The following is a 25,955-nucleotide window of genomic DNA, read 5'->3' as shown; positions in this document are numbered from 1 at the left end:
CTGAAAAACTAAGAACATGGAAATAAAGGGCAACATCTCACTATGCGTAGTGAAAAAATAAGCGGTATAGACACAATAGATAAAGCCATTTTGGCCATGCTACAGAATAACGCTGACACGCCTGTCGCAGAAATCGCTGAGCAAGTTGGGCTTACGGTAACGCCCTGCTGGCGACGTATTCAAAAGCTAGAAGAGAAGGGCATAATCTCTAGGCGAGTAGCGCTGTTGCAAGCAAAACACCTGGGGCTGGCCATGACCGTTTTCGTGCAAGTAAAAGCGGGCAGACATGATGGAAAGTGGCTGGCAAGTTTCGCTAAACACGCCGCATCATTTGATGAAGTTGTTGAATGTTATCGTATGTCTGGCGAATACGATTACCTGCTAAAAGTCCTCGTTACCGATATGGATTGCTTTGATCATTTTTATAAGCGATTGGTTAACGGTATAGAATTTTCCGACGTCACTTCAAGCTTTGCAATGGAGCAGATTAAGTACACAACCTCGGTACCGTTAAACCACATTTAAAATCCAAAAAAAAGGGGCCGGTTTGATGGGCCCCATATAAATTAATGATTTTGGTCTTCAACGTGCTGGTCGGCGAATATCTTGGATTTCTTTTTGATTTTACATCCTAAGATACGCTGCGCATTTTTACGGCCGATATAGTGAGCGACTGTGTAGGGGTGCGCGCGCTTGAAGAACCGTGAGAACGAATGGAATACATTTTCCATGGTATTGGCTCCTTCTATTAAAAATTGCCCCAAATAAAATATAGTAATATTACAGTTTGATGTCAACAAAATATTTAACGGTAAGTAACGTTTAAATTTTGATCACACCTTAAGGGGAGACTAGCTAACGCTAAACATCCTCTAGTCATTGGTATACATTGTTCGAGGGAAAGGATCATATTTTGATCGCAGGTTTTCAGATCGAGTTCGTGGGTAGGTGATACTGGTCACCGCAAATGCCCCAAGCACAGGAAAGGCCGCGGGAACCGCAAGAAACTCGCAATGTAAAGCGTTTAGTATAGCGCTGAATAGAAAGTGAACACCATTGAATTTCAATGATGTTCACTATTGTTTTAAGTAATTGGGATCTGTTGCGATCCCATCAACAAAGGCTAGTAGTAAGAAAGCTTCTCTGATTTACCGGAGAATATTTTATATACCATGGCCGTATAAGCCAAAATAATAGGTACAACAATAACTACGCCAACAAGCAAGAAGCGCAGAGAGCTTGCATCACTAAGCGCATCCATCACCGTCATCTGTCCAGGGATGATAAACGGATAGTAGCTTATGCCAAATGCGGTGAAACAAAGTAAAAATACTAGAAGGGCAATAAAGAACGGAAGCCATTCGCCTTTCCCTTGTGCATCAGGCAGTTTTTTAAGCAACACACCACATAGTGCTAAGAGCGCAAAACACGCTACTGGAATAGCGAAAAGCACATAGCCCCAAGGAGCAGACAACCATAAGTCTCGCACGTCATCGTGTAAGGTTAGGTTTGCGATACTTACCGCGACAATCCCTACTGCCAGTACCCCTAAACCTCTTCTGGCCCAGTAATACGCTTTTTGTTGAAGCTCACCTTCGCCTTTAAGTATTAACCAGCACGAGCCAATAAACGCATAAGCAGCCGTAACACCAAATGCAGCGAGAAGTGCAAAGCCTTGCGCCCAAATATCTGTGCGAAGCCCCGTCACGTATATACCTAACATATACCCTTGAGCTAATGTGGTTAAAAGCGAACCGTATTTGAATACCATGTCCCACTTACGCTTTTTCACCTGTACAACCTTGGCGCGAAAATCGAACGCTACGCCGCGCAAAATAAGCCCTAATAACATGAAGGTTGCAGGCAAGTACAAGGTTTGTAAAAACTCACTATGGGCTTCAGGGAAAGCAATAAGCAGTAGACCTATGGCGAGCACAAGCCACGTCTCATTAGCATCCCAGTAAGGGCCTATGGAGGCTATCATGTCATCGCGAAACGCTTCTGTTCTTGGCGGAATAAGTACACCCACACCCAAGTCGTAGCCATCTAAAATGGCGTACAGCAATACAGATAGACCAAGTAAACCCACATAAATATTTCCGAGCATTTCTGCTGATACATTTTCAAACATGTTTGCTCTCCTTAAACCGTGCTTGGGTCTGGGTCAGTAGGTTGCATTTTTGCCTTGGCAACTTCGCGCTCTTCCGTCGTTATCTCTTCAATTTCAACGGCTCTTCTGCACATCAACATAAGTGTTCCCATGTATGCGATTAGAAGCACCGTATAGATAACAAGATAAAGCGTGAACGACAGAGCAATATTCGCCGGTGGCAATTGGGTAACGGCATCAGCGGTTCTTAATACACCGCTTACCAAATAGGGCTGACGGCCTATTTCCGTTACGTACCAGCCTGCTAACGTAGCAATCCAGCCGCTAAACGCCATGCCTGCAAACGTGCGTTTAAGCCAAATTGGGAAGTCTTTGTTACGCATAAGATAAAGACTGCCAAGCCATGACACAGCGAGCATCAACATGCCCATACCCACCATAACCCTAAAACCGAAGAAAACAGGAGCAACGGGCGGATGCTCTCCTTCAAACTCATTTAACCCTTTAATCTCGCCCTTAAGTTCGTGAGTAAGAATTAAACTTGCGCCATAGGGAATGGGAATTTCAAAATGATTCTCTTTGCTTTCTTCGTCAGGAATTGCAAAAAGTAACAAAGGTGCACCTTCAGTGGTTTCCCAAAGTCCTTCCATCGCCGCTACTTTCTGAGGCTGATGCTCAAGGGTATTTAGACCATGCATGTCGCCAGCAAAAATTTGTAGCGGGATTAACACTGCCGCCGTATAGGTGGCGGTTTTAAGCGCGAGCTTAGGCGCAAGCTTGTCGTCGCCTTTAAGCATGCGGTAGGCCGAAAGCCCAGCTATCAGGAAGCTGGCCGTCAGTCCAGACGCTAACATCATATGTACAAAGCGGTAAGGGAAAGATGGGTTAAAGATAATTTCTTTCCAGTTTGTGGCATACACCACACCGTCGACCACTTCAAAACCCTGCGGTGTTTGCATCCAGCTATTTAAGGCTAATATCCAGAACGCAGAAGTAGTGGTGCCAAGTGCAACAATAAGGGTTGAAGCCGTATGCAGCCAGTTCGGAACACGGCGTATGCCAAACAGCATGATGCCTAAAAACGTGGCTTCTAAGAAAAAGGCGGTAAGTACCTCATAACCTAACAGTGGCCCCGCCACATTACCTACTTTCTCCATAAATCCAGGCCAGTTAGTACCAAACTGAAATGACATGGTGACGCCGCTTACTACACCCAAGGCGAAGCTTAGGGCAAAGACACGTACCCAAAAGCGATACATACGCATCCACACAGGGTGACCTGAAATATTAGAGCGCAGCTTAAAGTAAAATAGAAACCAGCCCATCGCCATGGTGATGGTTGGAAACAAAATATGAAAACTAATATTTAACGCAAATTGTAAACGAGACAGCAAGAATGCATCCACAGAAGGCCCCCTTAGTTAACGCTGTTTTTCCCCGGAAGTAGCTTGTCCTTAAGCTCAAGCATACGGCCCACGCCAGAACCCAACTTCATCAACGTGTTTAACTTTTCAGGCCCAAGATTTTGAAGCTCTTCAGACCATGCCGTAATTGATTCGAGTAAATCGTGAATTTCGTTCAGTTTATGTTGTGCATTTGCCTCTTTTTCATTGGCAGGTGCGTCAAGCAACAAATCACGCAGTAGACTCATGGTTGGGTCTATCTCGCGCTTTCTTCGTTCTTCAAATACTCTATTGGCCAGTGTCCAAATATCGCCAGCCGGAATAAAGAACTCTTTTCTCTCACCAGGAACAAGATGCTGTTTAACTAAGCGCCATGACTGAAGCTCTTTTAAACCCATGCTGGTATTGCCTCTGGATATGTTGAGCGCATCCGCAATTTCCTGCGCCGAAATGGGCTCTTCGTTTAAAACAATAAGCGCTAGAATTTGCCCAACTGTTCTGTTGAAACCCCAACGACTTCCCATTTCACCAAAGTGCATAACCGCAGATGTAATTAAAGGCGTCATTTTCATTTTTGCCTTCCAGAAGTTTCAGAAATTACTGAAAGTTTATTGCTTAGGATCAAGAAACACAAGTTTTATTCGTGATATTGCGTACGAATTTTTGAAAATTTAATATTCTTCTTATTAAGCGCTGCAGTGATTTGACATGCTTCTTCAATAGAAAATTGGTATCTTATAGAGTAAGTCTAGGAACACACTGCGAAAATTCGCTTTATTGATATTTGGCGCAAAGTAATGCAAACAATTGACCATACCCCTACAACGCTTCAAAACTGTGAAGATGAAGCAATTCACTTGATTGAAAGCGTGCAGAGTTTTGGGTATGTCATTGCCATCAATCCTAGTACTAAAAAAATTCAGGTAGTGAGCGAGAACATTAATGACATGTTCAAAGTAGACGTCGTTCCCGGTGAAACACTTATCACTGAACTAATTGACATTCCCACTCCTGAAGCGCGCACATTCCAGACTATTCATGATGCTGTAAAAGGCGGAAATGTACGCCACGCCTACCAGTGGAAGTTTGCTGAAAATGCGCTCCATCTCAAAGATTGGGAGAAAGAAGGGAGTGGCGTTGCCTTCGATTCTAATGGGCTGTTAGTTATTGAGCTTGAGCCAACCCCTCAACTAAGCTTTGAGGCGGCGCAGCAATGGGTGCCAATGGATGTAGATATTCGCGCATTGTTACCCAATGTCGATGACCGCGACTCCATAGGCGATGTTGCCGATGCTATCGCTCAGGTATTTAAGCAATACATAGGTTTCGACTCGGTCATGGTTTATCAGTTTGACAAAACCTACTGTGGTGAAGTAATTGGTGAAGCCGCAAGTACAGATTCTCGCTCATTCAAAGGGTTGAAGTTTCCGGCTTCGGACATCCCCAGTCAGGCCCGTGAACTGTATCTAAAAAATCGAGTGCGCTGTGTCTACGATGTAGAAGAGCAAGTTATAGGCCTTAAGCCTTCGGTTAAAGAGGCCGAACGTCCGCCATTGGATTTATCAATGTCGATGGTTCGCTCTGTTTCGCCTATGCACATTGCCTACCTTAAAAACATGGGGATCCGCTCTTCATTTTCAGTTTCGCTTGTTTTCGAGGGTAAGCTTTGGGGATTGTTAGCATGCCACAATAGTGAACCTGCTTACATCGACCAGAAGAAACGTTTAGTTTGCGAATCATTAGGTCACCTTTATGCCTGGCAGCTTCACACGAAAGCATTGCATAAAAAGAAAGAGCAATTTCAAATTCGCCAACGCAAGCTGAACTATATTGTTCACCAGCTTACTTCATACACGAACCCGCTTGAGGCCATTACGCAGAAAGAAAGAGACTTACTGGATGTTGCTGATTCGTGCGGAATGGTGGTGGTTACCCCTACGGGCAACTATCTGGTTGGTAAGACTCCCACAGAGAAAACCTTGGCAAAATTACTCGAAAAATTTGCCATTAGCGGCTCTGAGCAGTCCATTGCTATAAACCGATTAACAAACGAAATTTTAGATAGTGGCGACCTAAACGGCATTCGAGGCATGTATATTTCCTGCGTGTCTTCAAAACTGGGCTACTACACGGTTTGGTTTAGGGAGCAGAAAGACAAGACCATTCGTTGGGCGGGTCGCGATGCAGCCAGAAAAGATATTGGAAAGTCTCTTACTCCTCGTAATTCGTTTGATATGTATTTGCAAAGTGTCGCTGATGAATCGGTAGAGTGGACCGAAGATGACCAACTAATCATTGAAGGTTTTGATCATCTGTTTATACCTTACGCGCTAAGCTTAAAAGCGTCGCTCGATAAGCAAATTAGTAAATTAGAAGAGCTGGATAAAGCGAAAGATCAGTTTCTTGCCAGCATTTCTCACGAGCTACGTTCACCACTTAACTCCATTGTGGGGTGGACCGATTTAGCGCTTATGGATGTCGGCAATGTGGACAGAATGACTGATGCCCTTGGCGTGATAAAGCGCGCGGCATCAACTCAGGCAGCACTGATCAACGACATTCTCGATTTATCCCGTATTATTTCAGGTACGATGAAGCTCAGTACCCATTCGCTTAATATCGCAGGGTCCATATCTGAAGTTGCCAAATCTTTTGAGGCTGGGTTTGCGAGCAAGAATATTCAGCTATCGATAAATTGCGAAGACGATCACACGCAAATTCTGGGTGACAATCTCCGTATAAAACAGGTTATCAATAACCTGTTGAGCAATGCGCTTAAGTTCACGTCGAAAGGCGGTACTGTGCATGTAAGAGGTCGAAGAGAGCATTCAAACTACCTTTTCCGCGTTAAAGACAATGGCAAAGGTATGACGCGCGAGCAGCTATCTCATGTTTTCGAACGTTTTTATCAAGGTAAAAACGAGCACAACAAACATGGGTTGGGCTTAGGCCTGTCTATTGTGAAAAGTTTAGTGGAGATGCACGGTGGTGAAATTTATGCTGAAAGCGACGGACCTAACACGGGAACAACGTTTTACGTAACGCTGCCCATTGCGCCGCTTAATTTGCACGACGACATTATTGAAACTAAGAACTCTGAAATTAGCGACCTGACTGAGTCTTTGCGTTTGAACGGCTTACGGATTTTAGTCGCAGAAGATGAGCAAGACGCCCGTGATTTTATAAAGCTGTTTCTAGAATCTAACGGCGCGCGAGTTAATGTTGTAAAGAACGGCCTGTTAGCATGGAAAGAAATTAACGATATGCCAGAAGCCTTCGATCTTCTGCTATCGGATATTGGTATGCCGGAAATCGACGGGCTGGGTTTAGTTCTAAAAATAAGAGCCAGTGAAATACCAGAAATTGCAAAGCTTAATGCCGTAGCACTGACCGCTTATGCCTATACATCTGATCGCGTTAAAGCACTTAAAGCTGGCTTTAACAACTATGTGTCAAAGCCAGTCGATGGCGAAGAATTGCTGACAATTCTGGAAATGTACTTACCAGAAACGTCACACTAACTCTGACGACTCCCCGTCTTCTTTGCAACCTTTGATCAGCGGTATTACGAAGATAGAGCGCGAAGATAGAGCGCGAAGATAGAACGTTAACAAAGCTGACGCATATCTTTGAATAGGTCGTTTAGTTTAAGCAACGACAGGTATGCTTTGTAGTGTAGAAGTCGCGTAGTCGACTTCGTGCTTCTCTACCTAATTTAATGCCTTTCAACGCTCATTGCTTTCAAAGTTCACCGAAGTCAAAATTCATCTACCAGCGGCGGAGTAATAGCTGGTAGGTGGTTTTATCTAACAGCGACTCGCGGGGCGACGAACTTTCTTTATCGGGAAGGGCAGCACGCGCTTCCTCAAGCGATGCATATCTATCCCCGTCAATATAAAACGCGCTGGCTTCAGATGTAGGTTTACCGTCTAGGGAATAGGTGGTGTTTAACAAGTCTGACGTGGTAGTTATGTTGCTGTGCCCGATAAAGTCGGCAACGCCATCGCCATTCACATCTTTGGTGAGCCAAGCTAGCTCAAGTGGCTGATTCAATTCCCCCGAATTCTGCATTGTCGACACAGCTTGATTGAATTGCGCAATAATCCTTTCAGCGTTAGCAACATTTTTGCTGATAGCTATTTGAAATCCGGTTTTTGCTAAAGGTTTTGCTGAAAAGTGCAAGGTTTCTTCATTATCGTTAGCCAGCAGTATGTTTAGCTCTCGCGCAAGCAGCTGGGTGGTAATTAAGTAAGGCGCTCTATCGTCGGCAAGTTGTCGAAATGCATCAAACGTAGTGGGGTTGCGTGACCACTTTATATCTTTCAGCAGTCTGAATGAGGGCGTATTCGCAAAGCGATTTTCAATAGCGACCCGGTTGTCTTTTAAATGAGGAAAAAGCTTTATTGCCTCAACGTCCGCCTCTTTGCTTACCGCGTAAAGGTAAATGGGTAAGTAGATATCGGATAGAACATAGTTGCTGCTATCCTCGCCCAAATTAACGTAGGCAAATTCACCGTCTAGCTTACCTGTCAGTACAGAACTGCCCAAAAAAGCTTGTCGCATAACCTGAAGTTGGATATCCAACTCCGCCTTCTGAAACACCTTTTCGAGCAGTGTGTTAACTCGAGCAGGCTCCCCATCGTCGCTTATGTAGGTCTCGAAGGAAGCTGCACCTAATTTGGTAGGGGCGGCATGTAATTGCGAAACATTAAAACAACAAAGGGCTAGGCTTATGCCTAATAAAGAAAGACGTTGAGTGAAAATAGAGAGCGAGAACGCGCTGAATCTTACCAAAGGTGAACTCCGAACTGCCGTCATACATTTACTACACTGTAATGCAGTTAGTCGCTTAATTCCAATAAACACGTACTGGCTTAAATTAACAAAATGTAAGCGACATCAATATATTGAGTGTAGTGTCCACGTTTATACTAGCTTTTATTAAGTAAAGTCATTCGTGACGATAAGCCGGTTTCATTGCCAGCTTAACGTCACGAACTTGATTGCATGCGTAATTGGATGCGTATAAGCGCGCTCAATATAAACGCTCAATTTAAACGCTTATTCTCCAAAGCTTCCCGCAGGACCTGGATAAACTACTACGCTTTCAACACCGTCCTTGTTCACGCTGGCTACGCCAAAGAAGTAGTTGTCGATAACAACGTTCTCAAGCATGGCCTCGGTGACGTTACCCACATATTTACTGTATTCCCATTGCGGAGCATCAGTATGACGCCAGTATACTTTGTACCCTTTAAGCTGCGGGTTCTCTTCAGCGTCTAGTGCATCCCACTTTAAAAATGTTGAAGGTTGAACTGCACCGGCAATTTCTACATTTGCAGGTGGGTTCGGTGCCCACGCCATCGCAGCAAGAGAAACAGCATTAAGGCCAGTAAGTTTGGCTGCGTAATCAAAGTCGACGCCATCCAAGGTGTCACCATAGGCAACACCGTCTTCTACGCGAAGATCTTGATGTTGGCGGGTGTAGTTTTCGTTAGTTTCCATAATACGAATACCCGGGTAGCCCAAGTCGTTGAACGGGCGGTGATGGCCGCCACGACCAAAACGGTCCAAGCGATAAATCACCATTGTGTCTAAGTTCTCAATATACTGATCGGCAATTTTATCGATGTAACGGGCAAGGTTACGGCTTGGTGAGTCAACTTCACCCCCGGTGAAACGTCGCATGCGCGCTTCTTTATCCGTTTCGGTTACGCGTGTACCTTCAGCAAACAAGCGAGCGGTGGTGTTGTTAATCACACCGTTAACCCCTTCGATATTGCCTATCATGTCATTATTGAGCACGGCTTTAATTCGCCAGCCGTCTTCCTTGGCTTGGTTTGCCATAATACGCCCGCCGAAAAGCCCTTGCTCTTCGCCAGATAAAGCAGCATACACGATACTGCCGTTAAACTTGTATTTGGATAGTACTCGTGCAGCTTCAAGGGTACCGGCAACACCAGAGGCGTTGTCGTTTGCACCTGGTGAATCAGACGTAAAATCCATCACATCAGACACCCGTGAATCAATGTCGCCAGACATTATCACGTAACGATCAGGGTCAGTACTACCGCGCTGAATAGCGATAACACTAACCACTTCTACCGGCTCGGGAATACGTTTTTCTCCGCTGATGACTTCCGACTGGTAGTACACTTCTAAGCAGCCACCACACTCGGCTGAAATTTTATCAAATTCAGATTTAATCCAACGTCGCGCAGCACCAATACCACGAGTATCGGACTCGGTCTCAGAAAGGGTATGGCGTGTACCAAAGTTCACCAGCGTAGTAATGTCTTTTTCAATGTTTTCAGCGGAAACATTTTTGGCAATATCATAAAGTGCTTGCTGCTGCTCGCTTTGTGCGTGAGCGGAGAATGACGCTGTGCTACTTACCAATACAGCTGATGCCAGTACTTTCGTTAATTCAGTTCTTATTTTTGCACTTATACTAGCTAGTGCGGGTCGGTTTTTTATCATTGTTATCTCCTGTTTTTATTTTTCACCGTAACGAATACGTGGCAAAGCTACAATTAGAGTAAACGTGTTTAATGGTTGGTCATCGCAAGGCATCGCGATTGAAAAACGGAGTAAGGCGCTGGGAATGAAAAATGACTTTAAAAAAAACAAAAAAGCCGGCATTCGCCGGCTTTCAGAATATGGGTTTACGCTAGCGCTTAAATAAACGCAAACGCGTCGCCAAATAGGTTCTCAACTTTTAAGCCGCGTTGTGTAAAATCATCGCGTACAACTTTGGCCATTTCAAAACGACCTGCAACGTAAACCTGAATATTGGCAAAGTCAGCGTGGTCTGCCATTACCGCATGGTGTACCCAGCCCGTTCTGCCTTTCCATTCGTCGCATGCAAACTCTACAACCGGCACAAAAGTGAAGTGATCGTTAGTTTCAGCGAGCTCAGTTAGCTTGTCGGCTAAATACAAGTCAGCCGCATGTTTACCACCCCAATAGAGTGTAACTGGGGTCTTGTCACCGCTGTTAAGATGCTCTTGCAGAATTGAATAGGTATACGAGAAGCCAGTACCACCTGCAATGAGTACCATAGGCAGGCCATTGCTTTGCAAAAAAGCATTACCATTACCTACGTTTACGGTAATTTCGCCATCTGTACGCATGCGCTCAAGCACTTCACCAGCGTAGCTGTTGCCAGGCTCAGCGCCAATGTGTAATTCAATGCGGCTATTATCAAATGCGGCATTGGCAATAGAAAACGGACGCATATCTTTTTCGCCCATTACCACCATGGCGTACTGACCCGCCTTAAACTCAACAGGGCTTTCTGGCGTTAATTCAACTTTTTGAACCACTTCGGTTAAAGGCGTGATGCTTGCAACCTTACACTTAATTTCTGACATGTATTCTCTTCTAACCTTCTTGCTTAGCGTGTCGCCTTTTCATGCGCTTAAAAAAAAGCGCATGCTTCAATACAAAATAAATAGCGCTAAAAATAGTCGCTACATAATACCAAGACTGTCCCAAATATCATCAACGCGTTTTTTAACGTCTTCGTCCATTACAATAGGTACGCCCCATTCTCGGTCGGTTTCGCCCGGCATCTTGTTTGTTGCATCCATGCCCATTTTAGAGCCTAGCCCTGAAACGGGGGACGCAAAATCCAAGTAGTCGATAGGCGTATTTTCTATCATTACCGTGTCGCGGGCTGGGTCCATACGGGTGGTGATGGCCCAAATAACATCGTTCCAGTCACGCGCGTTGACGTCGTCATCGCACACTATCACAAATTTGGTGTACATGAACTGGCGCAAGAACGACCACACACCCATCATCACCCGTTTCGCATGCCCTGGATACTGTTTCTTCATCGTCACCACTGCCATGCGATAAGAACATCCTTCAGGCGGTAAGTAGAAGTCGACAATTTCAGGGAACTGCTTTTGCAAAATGGGCACAAACACTTCGTTTAGCGCAACACCTAAAATAGCTGGCTCATCTGGTGGACGGCCTGTATAGGTCGAATGATAGATAGGATCTTTACGATGGGTAATATGAGTAACGGTAAATACAGGGAAGTCGTCGACTTCATTGTAGTAACCGGTGTGATCTCCATAAGGGCCCTCAGGCGCAGTTTCATCTTGTGCAATATAGCCTTCAAGCACAATCTCGGCACTGGCAGGTACTTGTAAATCGTTACTAATAGACTTAACTACTTCGGTTTTATCACCACGTAGTAAACCTGCAAAAGCATACTCGGAAAGGGTGTCTGGTACAGGAGTAACCGCACCTAATATAGTAGCGGGATCTGCGCCAAGTGCCACAGAGACAGGGTAAGGCTCGCCCGGATGGGTTTGACACCACTCACGAAAATCAAGGGCGCCACCACGGTGTGATAACCAGCGCATTATAAGTTTGTTTTTGCCGATAACCTGCTGACGGTAAATGCCCAGATTCTGACGCTTCTTATGCGGCCCTTTAGTAACACTCAAACCCCATGTTACCAACGGCGCAGCGTCACCCGGCCAGCAGCGCTGTACCGGAATTTTCGATAAGTCTACGTCGTCACCGGTAAGCACCACTTCCTGACAAGGGGCTTTTTTAAGGACTTTGGCAGGCATATTAAGCACCTGCTTAAATACTGGCAGCTTCTCCCAAAGATCTTTCAGCCCTTTAGGCGGCTCTGGCTCTTTCAAATAAGCCAGTAGCTTGCCTACTTCACGCAGTGCTTCAACAGACTCTTGACCCATGCCCATAGCTACGCGCTCTGGTGTACCAAACAAATTTGCCAATACGGGCATGTCGTGATTTTTAGGGTTTTCAAATAACAGTGCAGGGCCGCCGGCACGCAACGTCCTGTCGGCAATTTCTGTCATTTCAAGGTCGGTATCAATGGGCTGGGTAATGCGTACCAATTCACCTTTAGCTTCTAGCTGGCGAATAAAGTCGCGTAAATCTTTGTACTTCATCAGTGCAGGTGCATCCACAAACTCAATTTATGGCAAGAATATACTATTTAGCGCCAAAGTCCGATCAGTAAGCGCTGTGTTTACACGATTAAACGTTTTACAGATAAATTACGCTTTACAGAGGTGCCATTTGGGTGTGATATAAGAAAGCGTTAAAAATATTAACAAATCTAGGGCTAATAGTGCTTTGGTGTGTGCGCTTCGGTATAGGTTGTTACCATAGTGCTTTGCTGAGGTGTTTTACAGTGGCCAGCGTGCTAAATCCCTACTAACCCTTTTGCCTAAGGTGGTTACATGAGTTCATTCGATCAGGACATGTTAGACGAATTAAATTTGTTACTGAAGTTTCCAACAGACAGCCTACTTCAAGGTTTAAAAATTCATCACGATGCCAGCCAAAGCATGGTGAACGCAGCATCCAGGCTATACTCCAAAGGCCTAATCACCCAGCCAGACGGTGGTTACCTAACTGATCTAGGTATTGACCTAGCCGATCACGCCCGCCATATCCAATCGGCCATGTGCCCAAGAAAAAGTAGCCACTAAAAGCAAGATGCTAGCGTACGGTTAAATGCATGTGGTCAGCATAAAGTTGAAAGTAGATATTAGCTGGCCGCAGACGCTCATGTGTCCATTCGTAAAGAAAAGCATGTCTTGGTTAAGATAATCTATAATTAGTCGATACCTTAACTAAGACATTGTAATCAACACATACTCTTTTGCTATGAAACGTATTCTACACACAGCCTTATTTATCTGCGCGACTGTCACGGGTTTTTGCGCTCATGCTCTTGAAGGGGAAACGATTGAAGAGCTTCGCGCAGTTCAGCTTTACAGCCAAGATGCCTTAATCGATATGATTAATGCTAATACGCATTTAGACAAAGTAGTGGCTGATCGATGCCAATTAGTGCAAGACATTGAAGCGCGTGCCAACGTGTTGAAAGTACCGGCCTACCAGTTTTTATGGGGAGATATGCTGGCGTGGGGCGTGTGCGTAGATGCTGAACCTGTCCGTGGAATTGGCTATATGGAAGATGCCGCGAATCAAGGTTTGCCTGCAGCACTTGAGCAGCTTGGACGTTATTACGCAAAAGGCACACTGGTACAGCAAGATAAATCTCGCGCCGTAGTGTATTTACGAGAAGCCGCTGCGCTTAAAAACCTAAAAGCGCAAATTCACTTGGTTGAGTTGTTTTTGGACGGTTATGGCAGCCCTTACGATTATGAAGACGCCTACCACTGGCTGTATAACTCTGTAACCAACGATAAAAAGCAGCATCAGAAAATAGCGTCATATCTTGCTCGTTTGGAAAAATTAATGCACCCGAAAGCCGTGCGAGAGGCAAAGCGGCCTTTGGATAGTTAAAAGCTACAAGCGGCGAGGTGATAACGAACACCTGCAGGCAACTAAAATCTTAAGGGCAGAAAGGCTGGCAAACACAATAAGCCAGCTTCGGCAAAAGCGTATTTATGTCCGTAGCACATCTATGTCTTTACGTAGGCTTAACGCTTACGCCAGCCAGTAAGCATAGGGCGAACTAACTGAATGTTACCCATACGTTGTACAGCAAACACGGAAGCAATATGCACCAACACACAGCCGTACAATACATCAGCCATAATACTGTGTATCCATTCCAGCGTGCTATTTCCAAACAGTGCGTCTATTTCTTCCATCATAAAACCGGTAATACCTAACCCAAGCAAAAGGGCAATAACTGCCATCACCATAAGCCAGCCAAAAGGATTGTGGCCATTAGTACGTGGGATTTGTTTATGCTTTAAGTGCTGAAGATGTTCTCTAAAGGCCTGTTTGCTTAGCGAAATAGTGGAGAAGCTAGCGTAAGCTGTGGAGCCCTTTTTGTTGGTATTAGCTGAATATAAGCCCCAAGCAACGCGCATAGATATAAGCGCTACGCCCACATAGCCCGCTATTTCATGAAAAAGCCGGCCCGGCTCTACAATAAAGTAGTTGGTGATAAAACTTGCAACAATGCCCCAGTGGCATACGCGCACTACCCAATCCCAAACATAAATATCTGAACCCGTGTCTTTAGCTTTGTGCATTACGTGACTTTCTCAGGGTAAAACAAAAACGCTGCAATAGTTTGCAGCGTTTTTATCAAGTTTTAAAGCAAACGTTCGATGAACCGTTTGCTAAACAGAATTTAGTGCATTTCTTTTTTAACAATGCTGCCATCAACAGGGTTAAAGTAAATCTCTACTTTGTTCTCTTCTTTATCGAAGCCGTAGATTTCGTAGCAGTTACCGCCTGTCACTTTAAATTCGTTGATTTTGTAGCCTTGCGCTAACAGCTGAGCCTGAAACGCATCTTGGTTTTGCCATTCAGCTTCCGGCGCAGTAGTACACTGAGTGGTGCCGTGCTCTGCACTACATGCGCTTAATAAGGTCGCGGCGCCAATAGCAGTAGCCATCATTAGTTTTTTCATTGCAGTCTCCGTTTCGCTTTTTATTTAAAAGTTCTTTCTATCCTACTTAAATATTGTACTGACATTGTTCTTTTGTGCATAGAGGTTGCACAACTTTGTTGTACAGAATTGAGTTCTGTTTGGTTTCATAACGGGGCACAGAATACTTGTCATAAAATTGCCTCCGACATGTCACGGATAGTTCATCGAACCGTCTCAAAAGGATTCTACATTTTTGGGCTTTGATATTTCTAAACACTAGGCAATGTCGCCAATCTGTCGGCGAAATGTTTAAAAAAATACATAAAACACCCAATAAGCACACAAAAGGAATGATTTGATGCGTCCTCTGTACCCACGAACGGTTTATCCACGCTCTCTGCTTGCCACAACAATTGCATTTGCACTATCAAGCGCCGCAATTGCACAAGAAGTAGCGCCCGACACAGAAAACGAACATAACTATATAGAAGAGATTACGGTAACCGCACAAATGCGTGAGCAGTCCGTTATGGATGTGCCTGTTACTATGGATGTAATAGGTAGCGAGTTCTTAGAGCGCACAAATATCATGGAACTTGATGAGCTTTCTCGAATTTTACCTAACGTTCAAATTCAAGAGCAGGCCGTAAGCTTACCGTCTTTTAATATTCGGGGCGTGACTGACGACGTATCTTCGGTGTCGGCAACGCCTCGCATCTCTGTATATCAAGATGGCTTTGATATCAGTAAAAAGACGGTAGCCAGCGTCGCGCTTTTTGATATTGCGCGCGTAGAGGTTTTAAAAGGCCCCCAGCCAACCTTGTTTGGTGTGGCGGCAGCCAATGGTGCGGTAAGTATTCATTCTAATCTTCCCACCTTCGAACAAGAAGGCAAGGTACAGGTTGGCTATAACTCAGAGCAAGGGCAAGAACTTGAATTCATGTATAACCAGCCTATTAACGACAACCACAGTTTTCGTATAGCAGGTCTTTATCGCGAAATGGACGGCATTGTAGAAAACGATGCCTGTAGTGCTGACTCCTATTACGGTAATGCAAATATGTACAACCATCTTGGTGAAGAAGTGCCGTGCAACAGCGAAGATCTTCAGGGTGTTTCAGTACAAGCACTACGTGCAACATGGCGAGCGAATTACGATCAGCTTGAAATCATTGCGCGCGCAGCCATGGAGTATAACGACCAGCCGGGCATCGCTTTCAAATCTGGCTCTATCGCACCAAACGGTGGAGATACTAGCCCTTTTACCGATGCTGAGTTCAGCTTGGGTGGTGAATTAGGTATTGAGCGTACGCTTCAAGCCTATGACTTAACCGTAAACTACGATTTCAACCAAATGCTTAGCCTACATGCCGATGCCTACTATAAAGATGTAGAAGTAAGCGAAGGTTTTGATGCTGATGGTTCAGCGTTGCGTATTCAAGATGCTTATTTTGATAACGACGCTACGCTTCAAGGCGCATCAATGCGTTTGGTATTTGATTCTGGAGACAAGCTGGCAGCTTTTGTTGGCGCATCCATTACTCAAGACGAATCGATTTTGCCTTACTATGTAATGGTAGACCCCTTTATACGCGGAACGTTTGATGCAGTAAAAGCACAGTTAGAGGCTAGTTCGAATATTCCACTAAATCAGAATATCGCTACCGGCGCATCGTTAGAAGAAATAGAAGCACTGCGTGCGATGTTAGTGTCGCAACTGTTTAATGAAGATGGCTCTCCTATTTCTAATCCTGCATTGCCGCCTATTCTGATACAAGGGCCGTTTATATTTGAAGCTGAACTTGATATAGCGTCTTATGTTGCTGAGGTGTCGTATTTTGTTACCGACGACATCAACATTACTGCTGGCATTCGCTATATCGACGAAACACGTTATACCCGTAATACTTATACTACTGCAGATGGTGCATTTACGTTCGATGCCGAGCGCGACTTTGACGATACCCTGCCGCGCTTTGCCGTAAGCTATGATGTTAATAACAACTGGAACGTATACGCGAACTACGCTAGGGGACGACGTTCACCAGTTGTGGATGCTAATGCAGGTGGCGTTAATGTGACTAAACCTGAAATAGTAGACAGTTACGATTTAGGTATTAAATACCAAAGCGCGAACTTCCTGTTCTCAGGTGCCATTTTCACCTACGAATACAGCGATTATCAGCAAAGCTTTACCGACGCAGAAACCTTACAGTCTATTACTGTAACGGTAGGCGACTCGACCATGTCGGGTATTGAAGGCATGGCGACCTATAACTACAGCGAAACGCTGACGCTAACAGCAAGCCTTGGTTTCCTTGATGCTGAATTTGCCGACAATACTGCTGATGGGTCTGAGTTCCAATACGGTGGCAATAAGTTCCGCTTAGCGCCAGAGGTTAGCGGCGCGATAAACATCAACAAAGTATTCAATATGGACAGTTTTGACATTGATGTTAACTGGCTTACCAGCTTCCAGTCAGAAGTGTTTTTTGAAAGCAGCAATTACCCTGGTCTTTCTCAAGATACTTACTCACTGACTGATGTATCGGTGAAGCTGCTTCAAGACAACAGCAAGTTTGCCTATGAGCTTTACGTGAACAACCTGTTTGATAAAGAATTCTTGATTGATGCTGGTAATACGGGCGGTGGATTGGGTATACCTACCTTCGTACTCGGCATGCCACGCATTGCTGGTGTGCGTGTTTATTACGAGTTTTAGAAGTAAAGAATAAGAGAGTACCTATTCCCGTCAATATGCCCCTATCTTGATGGGAATAGGACGTAACTTAAATTGTATGGGTCACAAGAAGGAGTATCAGAGACTCTGATTTTATTCGGTGCGATTTAACTATAACGTCTTGCACTCTGTCTTTGGTGATGAAAAGCAAAAGAAGACATTTAATGCTAGTGCAGCTACAATAAAGATTCTCAAAGAACCTCGGAGAATCTACATGCCTTTAAAAGCTACCTCAGTAAGATTAGATGACGAAACACTTGCACGTGTAGGCGAGATGGCTAAGGCGATGGACAGGCCTAGGGCTTGGCTGATGGCCGAAGCTATCAAGCAGTTTGTTGCTCGCGAAGAGTGGTTTATCCAAGAGGTGGAAAAAGGAGTGAAGTCCGCTGATGAGGGACGTTTGACCGACCATGCTGATGTCAAAGCTAAATGGGAGGCTAAGCGTGCAGCTCAAATGGACTGATCTTGCAGGTACCGATTTAGAGAAAATTGAAGCTCATATTGCGCAAGAAAATGGCCCCTCTGTAGCTATCGACGTTATAATGAACATTATTGATAGTTCGCACCTAGTCTTATCAGAACATCCTAGAGCGGGCCGTCATGGCCGATTGAAGAATACGCGGGAACTTGTGATTAATGGCCTGCCGTTTATCGTTATATATCGAGAAAACATCATTACAAATTGCATCGAAATACTACGTGTTCTTCATGATGCACAGCAATGGCCCAGCGCAGATTAAAAACACACTATTTGTGGAAAGCACTAAGCTCGTTGTCAGACTTGTAAGGTAGCGTTTGTAGCCTTTAACTTTATAAATAACGTGCATAGGCTAGAGCCTATACACGCTTATAAACTTGTAGAACGCTATGTCTCAATCTCAAAACTATGCGTGTTAACTACTTTTCCAGCTTTGGTTAAAATTGCATCCACATAGTGCCACGTGGCTTTTGCGCTGTCTTCGCTGACGGTCAATGTCATAAAGCCGCGCTTGTGCAGATTACAGTACTGCAAATCTTCAATTAGAAGCGGAAGATCGTTGGCAAGCGTTTCTGCCATGTCATCATCCATACTTAGGTAATGTTCCATACCGGGTGACGTCACGCCTGGTGTGGCAAGTTCAACCCCTACCTCTGTACCATCTTTCAGGGTTAATTTGTTATGCCATGCGTTATGTGTATCACCTGCAAGGGCAATAACTGGCTTGCCGACAGATTTAAGCTGCATCAGAACCTGTTCCCGCTCAATAGGGTAGCCATCCCATGCGTCTAAGTTGTAAGGCATTACGGTATTGATAAGCGCAAGCTCTTGCTCACTAAGTGCACCACCTTGCTTTTGTTTGCGTTTGATATTCGCGAGCCTATGTACATGATCAGGTATTGCTTTGCGTTCAACGCCGTTAAAAATAGATACAGGGAAAAGCATGCGGCCTATTAATAGCTGTTGCCCTAACACCTGCCATTTAGCCTGGCTTTGCCGCATAGACGAATGTAGCCAGTTGCGTTGGGTTTCACCGAGTAAACCGCGGTTAGGGTTGCCGATGTCTTTCATAAAGCGTGCTTGGTCAAATGCTTTAGTTTCAGCATCGCGATAGTTGGCGTATTCAAGCTGTTTGTCGCGGGCAAGAACGCGGGTGTCGAGCATATATAAGTCAAGAAGTTTACCAAAGGTAAACTGACGATAAATTTCTAAGCGCTCGGTGCCAAAAGGTGGGCGAATGGGTAGCCACTCATAAAAAGCTTGTACGGCCGCTGCACGACGGGCATAAAAATCTCCTTCATCCTCTTGGTGATTCTCAGCACCGTCTTTGTAGGTGTCGTTAGTAATTTCATGATCATCCCACACAACAATAAATGGCTTATATTGATGTAACGACAGCAAGCCTTCATCCGTACGATATAGCGCGTAGCGGTTGCGATAGTCAGTGAGAGTGTAAAGCTCGGTGTCGTTATCAGGCGCATAGGTCCTGCCAATTTCCTTGGCGTGCTCAGTTGCGTAGCCTTCGCCATCGTACTCATAAATGTAGTCACCAAGGTGCAATACATAATCGATGTTATCGTTTTTCGCTGCCTCCATGTATGGCGTGAAAAAGCCAGCAGGGTAGTTAGAACAGGAAAATATGCCGAACGTAACGTCAGACACATCGGCTTCAGGCAGCGTACGGGTTTCGCCCACAGGGCTTATATTATTGGCACTTTTAAAACGGTAAAAATAACGGTTAGCCGGACTAAGTCCTGCTACATCGACTTTTACGGTAAAATCATGGATTGCTTTGGCTTCAACAATACCGCTACTTATCACATTGGCAAAATCAGCATCGCTTGCCATTTCCCATAAAATATCGGCCTTGGCTAAACCTGACTTTGAGCCCGAACCTGAGCCCAAATTTGCTGTGGGCACGGCGCGCGTCCAAATAATCACGGCGTCTTTTAATGGGTCTCCACTCGCCACACCATGGGTAAAGGTTGCGTTAGTTTGTGGTTGGCTGTTTGCTGAAGTGCTAACGGTACAGCCTGCTAGCCCTGTAGACACTGCTACGCTCGCGCCTGCGAGTGACGACAGCTTTATAAACGATCTTCTATCCATATGCCTGCTCTTTATAAGGTTTGTAAGGTATCCGATGATGTATTGTTTTGTTGAACGCTCATGCAACAAAAACGAAAACCCATTTTTATACTGAGTGTTTGTGACATAGAGATGTCAGGCTGAGAATCCATAATAACAGTCAATGTTTTACTGCAAATACTGTTATACTGTGCAGCAAATAACCACATGAACCAAAAATGGTTTGTGTGTCTAAACAATCATATTTATGTTTTCTACAGGGATTTAAAGAACTAAGCCACAAACGAAAACACGTTGAACAAAAAACGAAAGGTAAATTTAAAATACATGAGTGATGATCCGCATTATCAGCGCGAGAAAGAGAAGTACGAAAATCCGGTAGCCAGCCGCGAATATTTAATGAGTTTATTAAAAGAGCACGACAAGCCGTTGTCGTTTCTTGATATCTGTAACTTGGTGAACGCCTTCGACGAAGAAGCGCGAATTGGAATTCAGCGCCGACTACGTGCCATGGAGCGCGAAGGTCAGGTGCAATTTACCAAGCAGAAAAAATACATTCTCCAAAACCGTGATGAACTCATTAAAGGCAGAATTATTGGTCACCGTGATGGCTACGGCTTTTTGCGTCCTGAAGATAAAAGCGGTGATTTATTTATCAGTGCTGGGCAAATGAACCTGTTCCTTCACGACGATGTGGTAGAAGCACGTATTAGTGGTACCGATCGCCGTGGAAGAAAAGAAGCGTTTGTTACGCAAGTCATTGAGCCACGCAGCGAGCCAATAGTTGGCCGCTATTTTGTTGAGCAAGGTTTTGGCATGGTCGTGCCAGATGACAGTCGGTTGCAGCACGAAATTGTCATTCCACCAGAGAGCACACACGGTGCTCGAATGGGGCAGGTGGTTGTGGTAGAGCTTACCCAGCGTCCACGCCGTAAAATGAGTCCGGTGGGCAAAATTGTTGAAGTACTTGGTGAACATATGGCGCCAGGTATGGAAATAGAAATGGCACTTCGCACGTTTGATATTCCGCACCAGTGGCCAAATGGCGTAACCAAACAAGTGGAAAAGCTTACCGATCAGGTGCCCGATGAAGCCAAAAAAGGTCGCATCGATTTACGCCAGCTTCCGCTGGTCACCATCGATGGTGAAGACGCCCGCGACTTCGATGACGCAGTATATTGTGAACCGCTAGACGATGGCGGCTGGCAGCTGTGGGTAGCCATTGCCGATGTAAGTCACTATGTAAGAACAGGCTCAGCCCTTGATGATGAAGCGCAGCAGCGCGGTAACTCGGTTTACTTCCCTGACCAAGTAATTCCTATGCTACCGGAAGTGCTGTCAAACGGCTTGTGTTCATTAAACCCTGAAGTCGACCGCCTATGTATGGTGTGTGAAATGACCATCAGTGCAAATGGCAAACTAGAAGAATTCCAGTTTTACGAAGCGGTCATGAACTCACACGCCCGTTTAACCTACACTAAAGTGTGGAGTATTCTGCAGGGCGACAAAGAACTTCATCAGCGTTACGAGCCTCATGTACCTCATTTACGTAATCTTCACGACTTGTACCGCGCGCTTAAAAAAGCCCGTGCTAAGCGTGGGGCGATTGAATTTGAAACCCAAGAAGTGAAGTTTGTATTCAACGCCCAGCGCAAGATTGAAAATATTGTGCCGCTGGTGCGTAACGACGCGCACAAGCTTATTGAAGAGTGCATGATCATGGCAAATGTGAGTGCGGCTCTTATGCTTGAAAAGCATGAGGCGCCAGCGCTATATCGTGTGCACGACAAACCAGACGCCGACAGGCTTACCGCATTTACCAGTTACTTAAGTGAAATCGGTATTCCTCATCGCATAGTTGAAGACGCAGAGCCTGCCGCGTTTACCGATGTGGTGCTTAAAACCCGCGGTCGAGTGGACGAAGAACTAATTCAAACCATGCTGCTGCGCTCAATGAAGCAAGCGGTTTACGACGGTGACAACGTAGGTCACTTTGGGTTGGCGCTAGAAGCTTACGCGCACTTCACGTCACCTATCCGTCGCTACCCAGACTTGGTCGTGCACCGTGCGCTAAAAGGCATTATTGCTAAACAGCAGGGCAAAAAAGCAGTCAGTGGCGCGAAAAACTACACCGTTGATGAAATTGAACAGTTAGGCGAGCAGTGTTCAATGACAGAGCGCCGCGCCGATGATGCCACCCGTGACGTGGCTGACTGGCTCAAGTGCGAGTTTATGCTCGACCACGTCGGCGACACTTTTGAAGGTGTGGTCAGCTCGGTTACAAACTTTGGCTTATTTATTCGTCTTACCGAATACCACATCGACGGCCTAGTACACATTACATCGCTAGATGATGACTATTATCACTATGACGACGTAAAACAAGCGCTGGTTGGTGAGTCGGGCCACCGCCAGTTCAGATTGGGTGATACGGTTGAAGTAACCGTAGCAGCGGTCAACCTTGATGAAAGAAAGATTGATTTATTACTCGATAAGTCTATGCTGCGCGGCACTAAGGGTAAGAAGGTAAAAGTGAGGTCTGCGAAAAAGGCTTCAGATAAACCTACTCGTTTTGATAACAAATCACGCTCTGATAAAGGCTCGCGTTCTGATAAAAAAGGGAACAAAGGCAAAGGCGGCTCAAGCTCGTCTAGTCGTAGCGGTGGAAAATCGTCAAGTCGCGGCAGCGCCAAAGGCGGTAGTAGCGGCAAAACACTGTCATTGAATAAAAGAGGTAAGCGTTAAATGGCGCAGCAAGAATGGTTATACGGTTTACATGCCATGCAGTCGGTACTTGAAAAAGAACCCGAGCGTGTAATGGAGGTGCTAGTGTTAAAAGGTCGCAATGACGAGCGCCTAACCAACATTGTTAACCAAGCCCGTCGTTTCGGTATTTCAGTTCAGTTTTGTCAGCGCAAAGCGCTAGATGACAAAGTAAGCGGTGAGCAACACCAAGGCGTGGTAGCAAGAGCGAAACCAGCCCGCGTGCTAGATGAAGCTGACTTAGACAAAATTTTAGAAAGCGAAGCGCAGCCCTTAATCTTGGTATTAGACGGCGTTACCGACCCGCATAATCTAGGTGCGTGCCTGCGTACTGCAGATGGAGCAGGGGTGCACGCGGTAGTAGTACCGAAAGATAAATCAGCAAGCTTAAACGGCACAGTAAGAAAAGTGGCCTGTGGTGCAGCTGAAGTGGTTCCACTTATTCAAATCACGAACCTGGCCAGAACCTTGAAGCACCTTCAAGATAAGGGCCTTTGGATTGTTGGCACAGCCGGTGAAACCGATAAGACCCTTTATGATGTAGACCTGAAAGGCCCAACTGCATTAGTAATGGGGGCTGAAGGTAAGGGCATGCGTAGGCTTACCAAAGAAACGTGCGATGAGTTAGTGAAGCTTCCTATGGCTGGCAGTGTGACAAGTTTAAATGTGTCGGTAGCAACCGGCGTGTGCTTATACGAGATCGTAAGACAGCGCAGTTTATGAGACTAAGTTGCTAGAATTGAGCCTCTAATGAGTTTTCAATTGGTTTTTAAAAAAGCGTGTACCTTTGGGTACACGCTTTTTTTATATTTAAGTAAAACTTATAAAGAGTTTAATATTTTGTTACATTTGAGTTTGTGAAATTAATGTTAATTATAGTTTTTTATTCCTACCATGAATCTGCTCGTAATACACATTTGGCGCGCTCTTCATAAGTTGTGTTGTTTTTTTGTGCATTTTTAAAGGTATTAAAAATGCTCACCAGGGTTAAGGCAACATACTCAACAGCCTGATTCGCCGCCTAATATGAGCTCTGTAAATAATTTGGTAATACCGTTTATTTGCATACCTGACAAACGGGTAGGTCGTTGCAACGCAGTTGCGTCGGTTGTCATGGATGAGCTTTTCGTATGAGGTAATGGTTATACCTGTATGTCATTTAATAACAAATAGCTTCCAAAGCACGGAATAAAACAGTGTTGAAGTTAATAAGACAGATAAAACAGGAAATAAATTTTGAACTCAAAATTAAATAAGAAACACACATGTCTAACAGCAGCTGCTCTAGCTGTATCACTTGGCTTAATGGGTAATTCTGCAATGGCAGCAGGCGAAGGTCTGGTAAAAGTTAAAGAAAAGCCTCAAACCCTAAAACAAGCACTAGGTAAGCGATTGACTGTCGATCGTCTTGTCACCACTGACCAAGAGCGTTACATCATCAAGTTCAAAGACGAGATGACCAGTGAAACGGTTGAAGTGAGTGCATTAAAAGGTAAAGGTCAAATCTCAAGTGCCAAAGTAAAAGGTAAAAAGCCTTTCGATATCGCGTCTGCTAAATCAGAAGTAAGAAAAGCAGGTGGTGCAATTAAGAAAGAGCTTAAGAAGCATAAAATGGTAGCGGCTACAATGAGTAAGTCAGCGCTGAACAAGCTTCGTAAAAATCCAAACGTAGAAAGTATTGAAGTGGATGTTCGTCGTAAGCCTATGGCGCAGACCACGCCTTACGGCTACACCATGGTTCAGGCTAATCAATTTGCACAGTCAGATACTACGGCTCGCAAAGTATGTATCATCGATACAGGTTACAACCTGGGTCACCCAGATTTGCCTGGAACAAACGATGGCGTTACAGGTCAGGCAAACAATAGTGCTGTAGGTAACTGGTATAACGATGGTAACGGTCACGGTACCCACGTAGCGGGCACCATTGCAGCATACGATAATAACGAAGGTGTAGTTGGTGTGTATCCTGGCGTGGATATGCATATCGTTAAAATCTTTAACGACAATGGCCAATGGACTTACGCATCTGACCTTATCGATGCTATCACCCAATGTCAGGATGCCGGCTCGAACGTTGTTAACATGAGCTTAGGTGGCGGCAGTTCGTCAACTACCGAGCGAAATGCAATGCAGAGCTTCACAGATGCAGGCATGTTGTTAGTTGCGGCGGCAGGTAACGATGGTAACAGTGCGAAGTCTTATCCTGCTTCATATGATGCAGTAATGTCAGTTGCCGCAGTAGACTCAAACGAAAATCGTGCAAGCTACAGCCAATATAACGATCAGGTTGAAATTGCCGCGCCAGGCAGTGCAGTTCAGTCTACCTATCCAACAAATACCTACGCTTCGCTCAGCGGTACATCCATGGCGACGCCACACGTAGCTGGTGGTGCAGCACTAGTATGGAGTTACTTCCCGCAGTGTTCAAACAACCAAATTCGTAGTGCACTTAATGCAACGGCAGAAGATAAAGGCAGTGCGGGTCGTGATAACTTCTACGGTTATGGCTTAATGCAGCTTGCTGATGCCTACAACTACCTTAACACCAACGGTTGTGCCGGTGGCGGTACTGGTGGCGGTGGCGGCTCTGAGCCTGGCGTAGAACCAGTATCAGGTCAGCTAACCGACCTTTCTGGTACGCGCAGAAACTGGGACCGCTACACTTGGACGATTCCTGAAGGTGTAACGCAGATGACTATTCGTACCTCTGGTGGTTCAGGCGATGCTGATCTATACGTGAAGTTTGGCTCACAGCCAGAAACGAATAGCTATGATTGTCGTCCTTATCAAAATGGCAACAGCGAAGTATGTACATTCGACGCGCCAGCGTCAGGCACATGGCACATTGGTATTCGCGCTTATTCGTCATACAGCGGTGTGACACTATCATACTCATATGAGTAAGTAATCCCGTCTCCCTAAGACACAGTTAAAGCCTGCTTATGCAGGCTTTTTTTTGTTTCAGTTTTGTGCGCGGTTTGCTTACGTTTATTCGCACATCTATGCCTTTTACCAGCATT

General features: G+C 45.2%; 21 protein-coding genes. 10 read left to right on the top strand and 11 right to left on the bottom strand.

Features of this window, described 5'->3' with window-relative positions; translation table 11 throughout:
• The first annotated feature begins 42 nt into the window (after positions 1 to 42).
• Complete coding sequence (locus MHM99_RS10675) at positions 43 to 525, top strand: Lrp/AsnC family transcriptional regulator (RefSeq protein WP_080752387.1); 483 nt, start codon at positions 43 to 45, stop codon at positions 523 to 525.
• A gap of 41 nt (positions 526 to 566) precedes the next feature.
• Here the strand turns inward: MHM99_RS10675 and MHM99_RS10670 are convergent, their stop codons facing one another.
• The 4 genes from MHM99_RS10670 to MHM99_RS10655 all read right to left on the bottom strand — a co-directional run bounded on the left by MHM99_RS10670 (position 567) and on the right by MHM99_RS10655 (position 4,085).
• Positions 567 to 731 carry a hypothetical protein gene (locus MHM99_RS10670; RefSeq protein WP_014950935.1) on the bottom strand — a complete coding sequence of 55 codons (165 nt, stop codon included), beginning with the start codon at positions 729 to 731 and terminating at the stop codon, positions 567 to 569.
• A 392-nt stretch (positions 732 to 1,123) separates the two neighbouring features.
• The gene (locus tag MHM99_RS10665; protein ID WP_014950934.1) at positions 1,124 to 2,131 is read right to left on the bottom strand and encodes a cytochrome d ubiquinol oxidase subunit II; all 1,008 of its coding nucleotides are present in this window, start codon (positions 2,129 to 2,131) and stop codon (positions 1,124 to 1,126) included.
• An 11-nt stretch (positions 2,132 to 2,142) separates the two neighbouring features.
• Positions 2,143 to 3,516, bottom strand: coding sequence for a cytochrome ubiquinol oxidase subunit I (locus MHM99_RS10660; protein ID WP_014980453.1), 1,374 nt, complete (start codon positions 3,514 to 3,516; stop codon positions 2,143 to 2,145).
• A gap of 11 nt (positions 3,517 to 3,527) precedes the next feature.
• Complete coding sequence (locus MHM99_RS10655; RefSeq protein ID WP_014999724.1) at positions 3,528 to 4,085, bottom strand: MarR family transcriptional regulator; 558 nt, start codon at positions 4,083 to 4,085, stop codon at positions 3,528 to 3,530.
• A gap of 225 nt (positions 4,086 to 4,310) precedes the next feature.
• On the opposite strand from MHM99_RS10655, the gene MHM99_RS10650 reads away from it, so the two are divergent.
• Positions 4,311 to 7,034: an ATP-binding protein gene (locus tag MHM99_RS10650; RefSeq protein WP_239219265.1), complete on the top strand. Its 2,724-nt coding sequence runs from the start codon at positions 4,311 to 4,313 to the stop codon at positions 7,032 to 7,034.
• Positions 7,035 to 7,281: 247 nt separating this feature from the next.
• On the opposite strand, the gene MHM99_RS10645 is transcribed toward MHM99_RS10650, so the two are convergent.
• The 4 genes from MHM99_RS10645 to ubiD form a co-directional block, all read right to left on the bottom strand.
• On the bottom strand, positions 7,282 to 8,307 hold the full coding sequence (locus MHM99_RS10645) for a transporter substrate-binding domain-containing protein (RefSeq protein WP_039226834.1): 1,026 nt from the start codon (positions 8,305 to 8,307) through the stop codon (positions 7,282 to 7,284).
• 267 nt (positions 8,308 to 8,574) lie between these two features.
• On the bottom strand, positions 8,575 to 9,993 hold the full coding sequence (locus tag MHM99_RS10640) for a M28 family metallopeptidase (protein WP_239219263.1): 1,419 nt from the start codon (positions 9,991 to 9,993) through the stop codon (positions 8,575 to 8,577).
• 197 nt (positions 9,994 to 10,190) lie between these two features.
• Positions 10,191 to 10,886 (bottom strand): NAD(P)H-flavin reductase, encoded by a 696-nt coding sequence (gene fre, locus MHM99_RS10635; protein WP_239219261.1) that lies wholly within the window; start codon positions 10,884 to 10,886, stop codon positions 10,191 to 10,193.
• A gap of 99 nt (positions 10,887 to 10,985) precedes the next feature.
• On the bottom strand, positions 10,986 to 12,452 hold the full coding sequence (gene ubiD, locus MHM99_RS10630) for a 4-hydroxy-3-polyprenylbenzoate decarboxylase (protein ID WP_014950926.1): 1,467 nt from the start codon (positions 12,450 to 12,452) through the stop codon (positions 10,986 to 10,988).
• A 294-nt stretch (positions 12,453 to 12,746) separates the two neighbouring features.
• On the opposite strand from ubiD, the gene MHM99_RS10625 reads away from it, so the two are divergent.
• A complete protein-coding gene (locus MHM99_RS10625) occupies positions 12,747 to 12,998 on the top strand; it encodes a TIGR02647 family protein (RefSeq protein ID WP_014950925.1) in 252 nt (83 codons plus the stop codon).
• 178 nt (positions 12,999 to 13,176) lie between these two features.
• Positions 13,177 to 13,821 carry a flagellar protein MotX gene (locus MHM99_RS10620; RefSeq protein ID WP_239219259.1) on the top strand — a complete coding sequence of 215 codons (645 nt, stop codon included), beginning with the start codon at positions 13,177 to 13,179 and terminating at the stop codon, positions 13,819 to 13,821.
• A gap of 137 nt (positions 13,822 to 13,958) precedes the next feature.
• On the opposite strand, the gene MHM99_RS10615 is transcribed toward MHM99_RS10620, so the two are convergent.
• Entirely contained in the window at positions 13,959 to 14,522 is a 564-nt protein-coding gene (locus MHM99_RS10615) for a cytochrome b/b6 domain-containing protein (RefSeq protein WP_239219257.1), read from the bottom strand.
• Positions 14,523 to 14,623: 101 nt separating this feature from the next.
• A complete protein-coding gene (locus tag MHM99_RS10610) occupies positions 14,624 to 14,905 on the bottom strand; it encodes a PepSY domain-containing protein (protein ID WP_014950922.1) in 282 nt (93 codons plus the stop codon).
• A gap of 319 nt (positions 14,906 to 15,224) precedes the next feature.
• Here MHM99_RS10610 and MHM99_RS10605 point away from each other — a divergent pair, with 319 nt between their 5' ends.
• The 3 genes from MHM99_RS10605 to MHM99_RS10595 all read left to right on the top strand — a co-directional run bounded on the left by MHM99_RS10605 (position 15,225) and on the right by MHM99_RS10595 (position 18,346).
• On the top strand, positions 15,225 to 17,588 hold the full coding sequence (locus MHM99_RS10605; RefSeq protein WP_239219255.1) for a TonB-dependent receptor: 2,364 nt from the start codon (positions 15,225 to 15,227) through the stop codon (positions 17,586 to 17,588).
• Between the two features lie 232 nt (positions 17,589 to 17,820).
• The gene (locus MHM99_RS10600; protein WP_239219253.1) at positions 17,821 to 18,069 is read left to right on the top strand and encodes a ribbon-helix-helix protein, CopG family; all 249 of its coding nucleotides are present in this window, start codon (positions 17,821 to 17,823) and stop codon (positions 18,067 to 18,069) included.
• Positions 18,050 to 18,346, top strand: coding sequence for a type II toxin-antitoxin system RelE/ParE family toxin (locus MHM99_RS10595; protein ID WP_239219251.1), 297 nt, complete (start codon positions 18,050 to 18,052; stop codon positions 18,344 to 18,346). Before MHM99_RS10600 ends, MHM99_RS10595 begins: the two co-directional genes overlap by 20 nt.
• A 125-nt stretch (positions 18,347 to 18,471) precedes the next feature.
• Here MHM99_RS10595 and MHM99_RS10590 read toward each other — a convergent pair whose 3' ends face one another.
• On the bottom strand, positions 18,472 to 20,190 hold the full coding sequence (locus MHM99_RS10590; RefSeq protein WP_239219249.1) for an alkaline phosphatase D family protein: 1,719 nt from the start codon (positions 20,188 to 20,190) through the stop codon (positions 18,472 to 18,474).
• A gap of 306 nt (positions 20,191 to 20,496) precedes the next feature.
• Here MHM99_RS10590 and rnr point away from each other — a divergent pair, with 306 nt between their 5' ends.
• The 3 genes from rnr to MHM99_RS10575 all read left to right on the top strand — a co-directional run bounded on the left by rnr (position 20,497) and on the right by MHM99_RS10575 (position 25,839).
• Entirely contained in the window at positions 20,497 to 22,914 is a 2,418-nt protein-coding gene (gene rnr, locus MHM99_RS10585) for a ribonuclease R (RefSeq protein WP_239219247.1), read from the top strand.
• Entirely contained in the window at positions 22,915 to 23,655 is a 741-nt protein-coding gene (gene rlmB, locus MHM99_RS10580; protein ID WP_014950916.1) for a 23S rRNA (guanosine(2251)-2'-O)-methyltransferase RlmB, read from the top strand.
• A gap of 513 nt (positions 23,656 to 24,168) precedes the next feature.
• Positions 24,169 to 25,839, top strand: a complete 1,671-nt coding sequence (locus MHM99_RS10575; RefSeq protein ID WP_239219245.1) for a S8 family serine peptidase — start codon at positions 24,169 to 24,171, stop codon at positions 25,837 to 25,839.
• Positions 25,840 to 25,955 lie beyond the last annotated feature (116 nt).

The sequence above is a fragment of the Alteromonas sp. MmMcT2-2 genome (genome assembly GCF_022348305.1).
In the GTDB taxonomy this organism is placed as follows: domain Bacteria; phylum Pseudomonadota; class Gammaproteobacteria; order Enterobacterales; family Alteromonadaceae; genus Alteromonas; species Alteromonas macleodii.
This window is presented reverse-complemented; position numbering and strand designations above follow the sequence as displayed.

Excerpts from the sequence above, each read along its gene's own strand:
- MHM99_RS10610 (WP_014950922.1), bottom strand. The coding sequence starts at position 14,905 with ATGAAAAAACTAATGATGGCTACTGCTATTGGCGCCGCGACCTTATTA.
- MHM99_RS10655 (WP_014999724.1), bottom strand. The coding sequence starts at position 4,085 with ATGAAAATGACGCCTTTAATTACATCTGCGGTTATGCACTTTGGTGAA.
- rlmB (WP_014950916.1), top strand. The coding sequence starts at position 22,915 with ATGGCGCAGCAAGAATGGTTATACGGTTTACATGCCATGCAGTCGGTA.
- ubiD (WP_014950926.1), bottom strand. The coding sequence starts at position 12,452 with ATGAAGTACAAAGATTTACGCGACTTTATTCGCCAGCTAGAAGCTAAA.
- MHM99_RS10640 (WP_239219263.1), bottom strand. The coding sequence starts at position 9,993 with ATGATAAAAAACCGACCCGCACTAGCTAGTATAAGTGCAAAAATAAGA.
- MHM99_RS10605 (WP_239219255.1), top strand. The coding sequence starts at position 15,225 with ATGCGTCCTCTGTACCCACGAACGGTTTATCCACGCTCTCTGCTTGCC.
- MHM99_RS10650 (WP_239219265.1), top strand. The coding sequence starts at position 4,311 with ATGCAAACAATTGACCATACCCCTACAACGCTTCAAAACTGTGAAGAT.
- MHM99_RS10670 (WP_014950935.1), bottom strand. The coding sequence starts at position 731 with ATGGAAAATGTATTCCATTCGTTCTCACGGTTCTTCAAGCGCGCGCAC.
- MHM99_RS10675 (WP_080752387.1), top strand. The coding sequence starts at position 43 with ATGCGTAGTGAAAAAATAAGCGGTATAGACACAATAGATAAAGCCATT.
- MHM99_RS10665 (WP_014950934.1), bottom strand. The coding sequence starts at position 2,131 with ATGTTTGAAAATGTATCAGCAGAAATGCTCGGAAATATTTATGTGGGT.
- MHM99_RS10615 (WP_239219257.1), bottom strand. The coding sequence starts at position 14,522 with ATGCACAAAGCTAAAGACACGGGTTCAGATATTTATGTTTGGGATTGG.
- MHM99_RS10600 (WP_239219253.1), top strand. The coding sequence starts at position 17,821 with ATGCCTTTAAAAGCTACCTCAGTAAGATTAGATGACGAAACACTTGCA.
- MHM99_RS10625 (WP_014950925.1), top strand. The coding sequence starts at position 12,747 with ATGAGTTCATTCGATCAGGACATGTTAGACGAATTAAATTTGTTACTG.
- MHM99_RS10620 (WP_239219259.1), top strand. The coding sequence starts at position 13,177 with ATGAAACGTATTCTACACACAGCCTTATTTATCTGCGCGACTGTCACG.
- MHM99_RS10590 (WP_239219249.1), bottom strand. The coding sequence starts at position 20,190 with ATGGATAGAAGATCGTTTATAAAGCTGTCGTCACTCGCAGGCGCGAGC.
- rnr (WP_239219247.1), top strand. The coding sequence starts at position 20,497 with ATGAGTGATGATCCGCATTATCAGCGCGAGAAAGAGAAGTACGAAAAT.
- fre (WP_239219261.1), bottom strand. The coding sequence starts at position 10,886 with ATGTCAGAAATTAAGTGTAAGGTTGCAAGCATCACGCCTTTAACCGAA.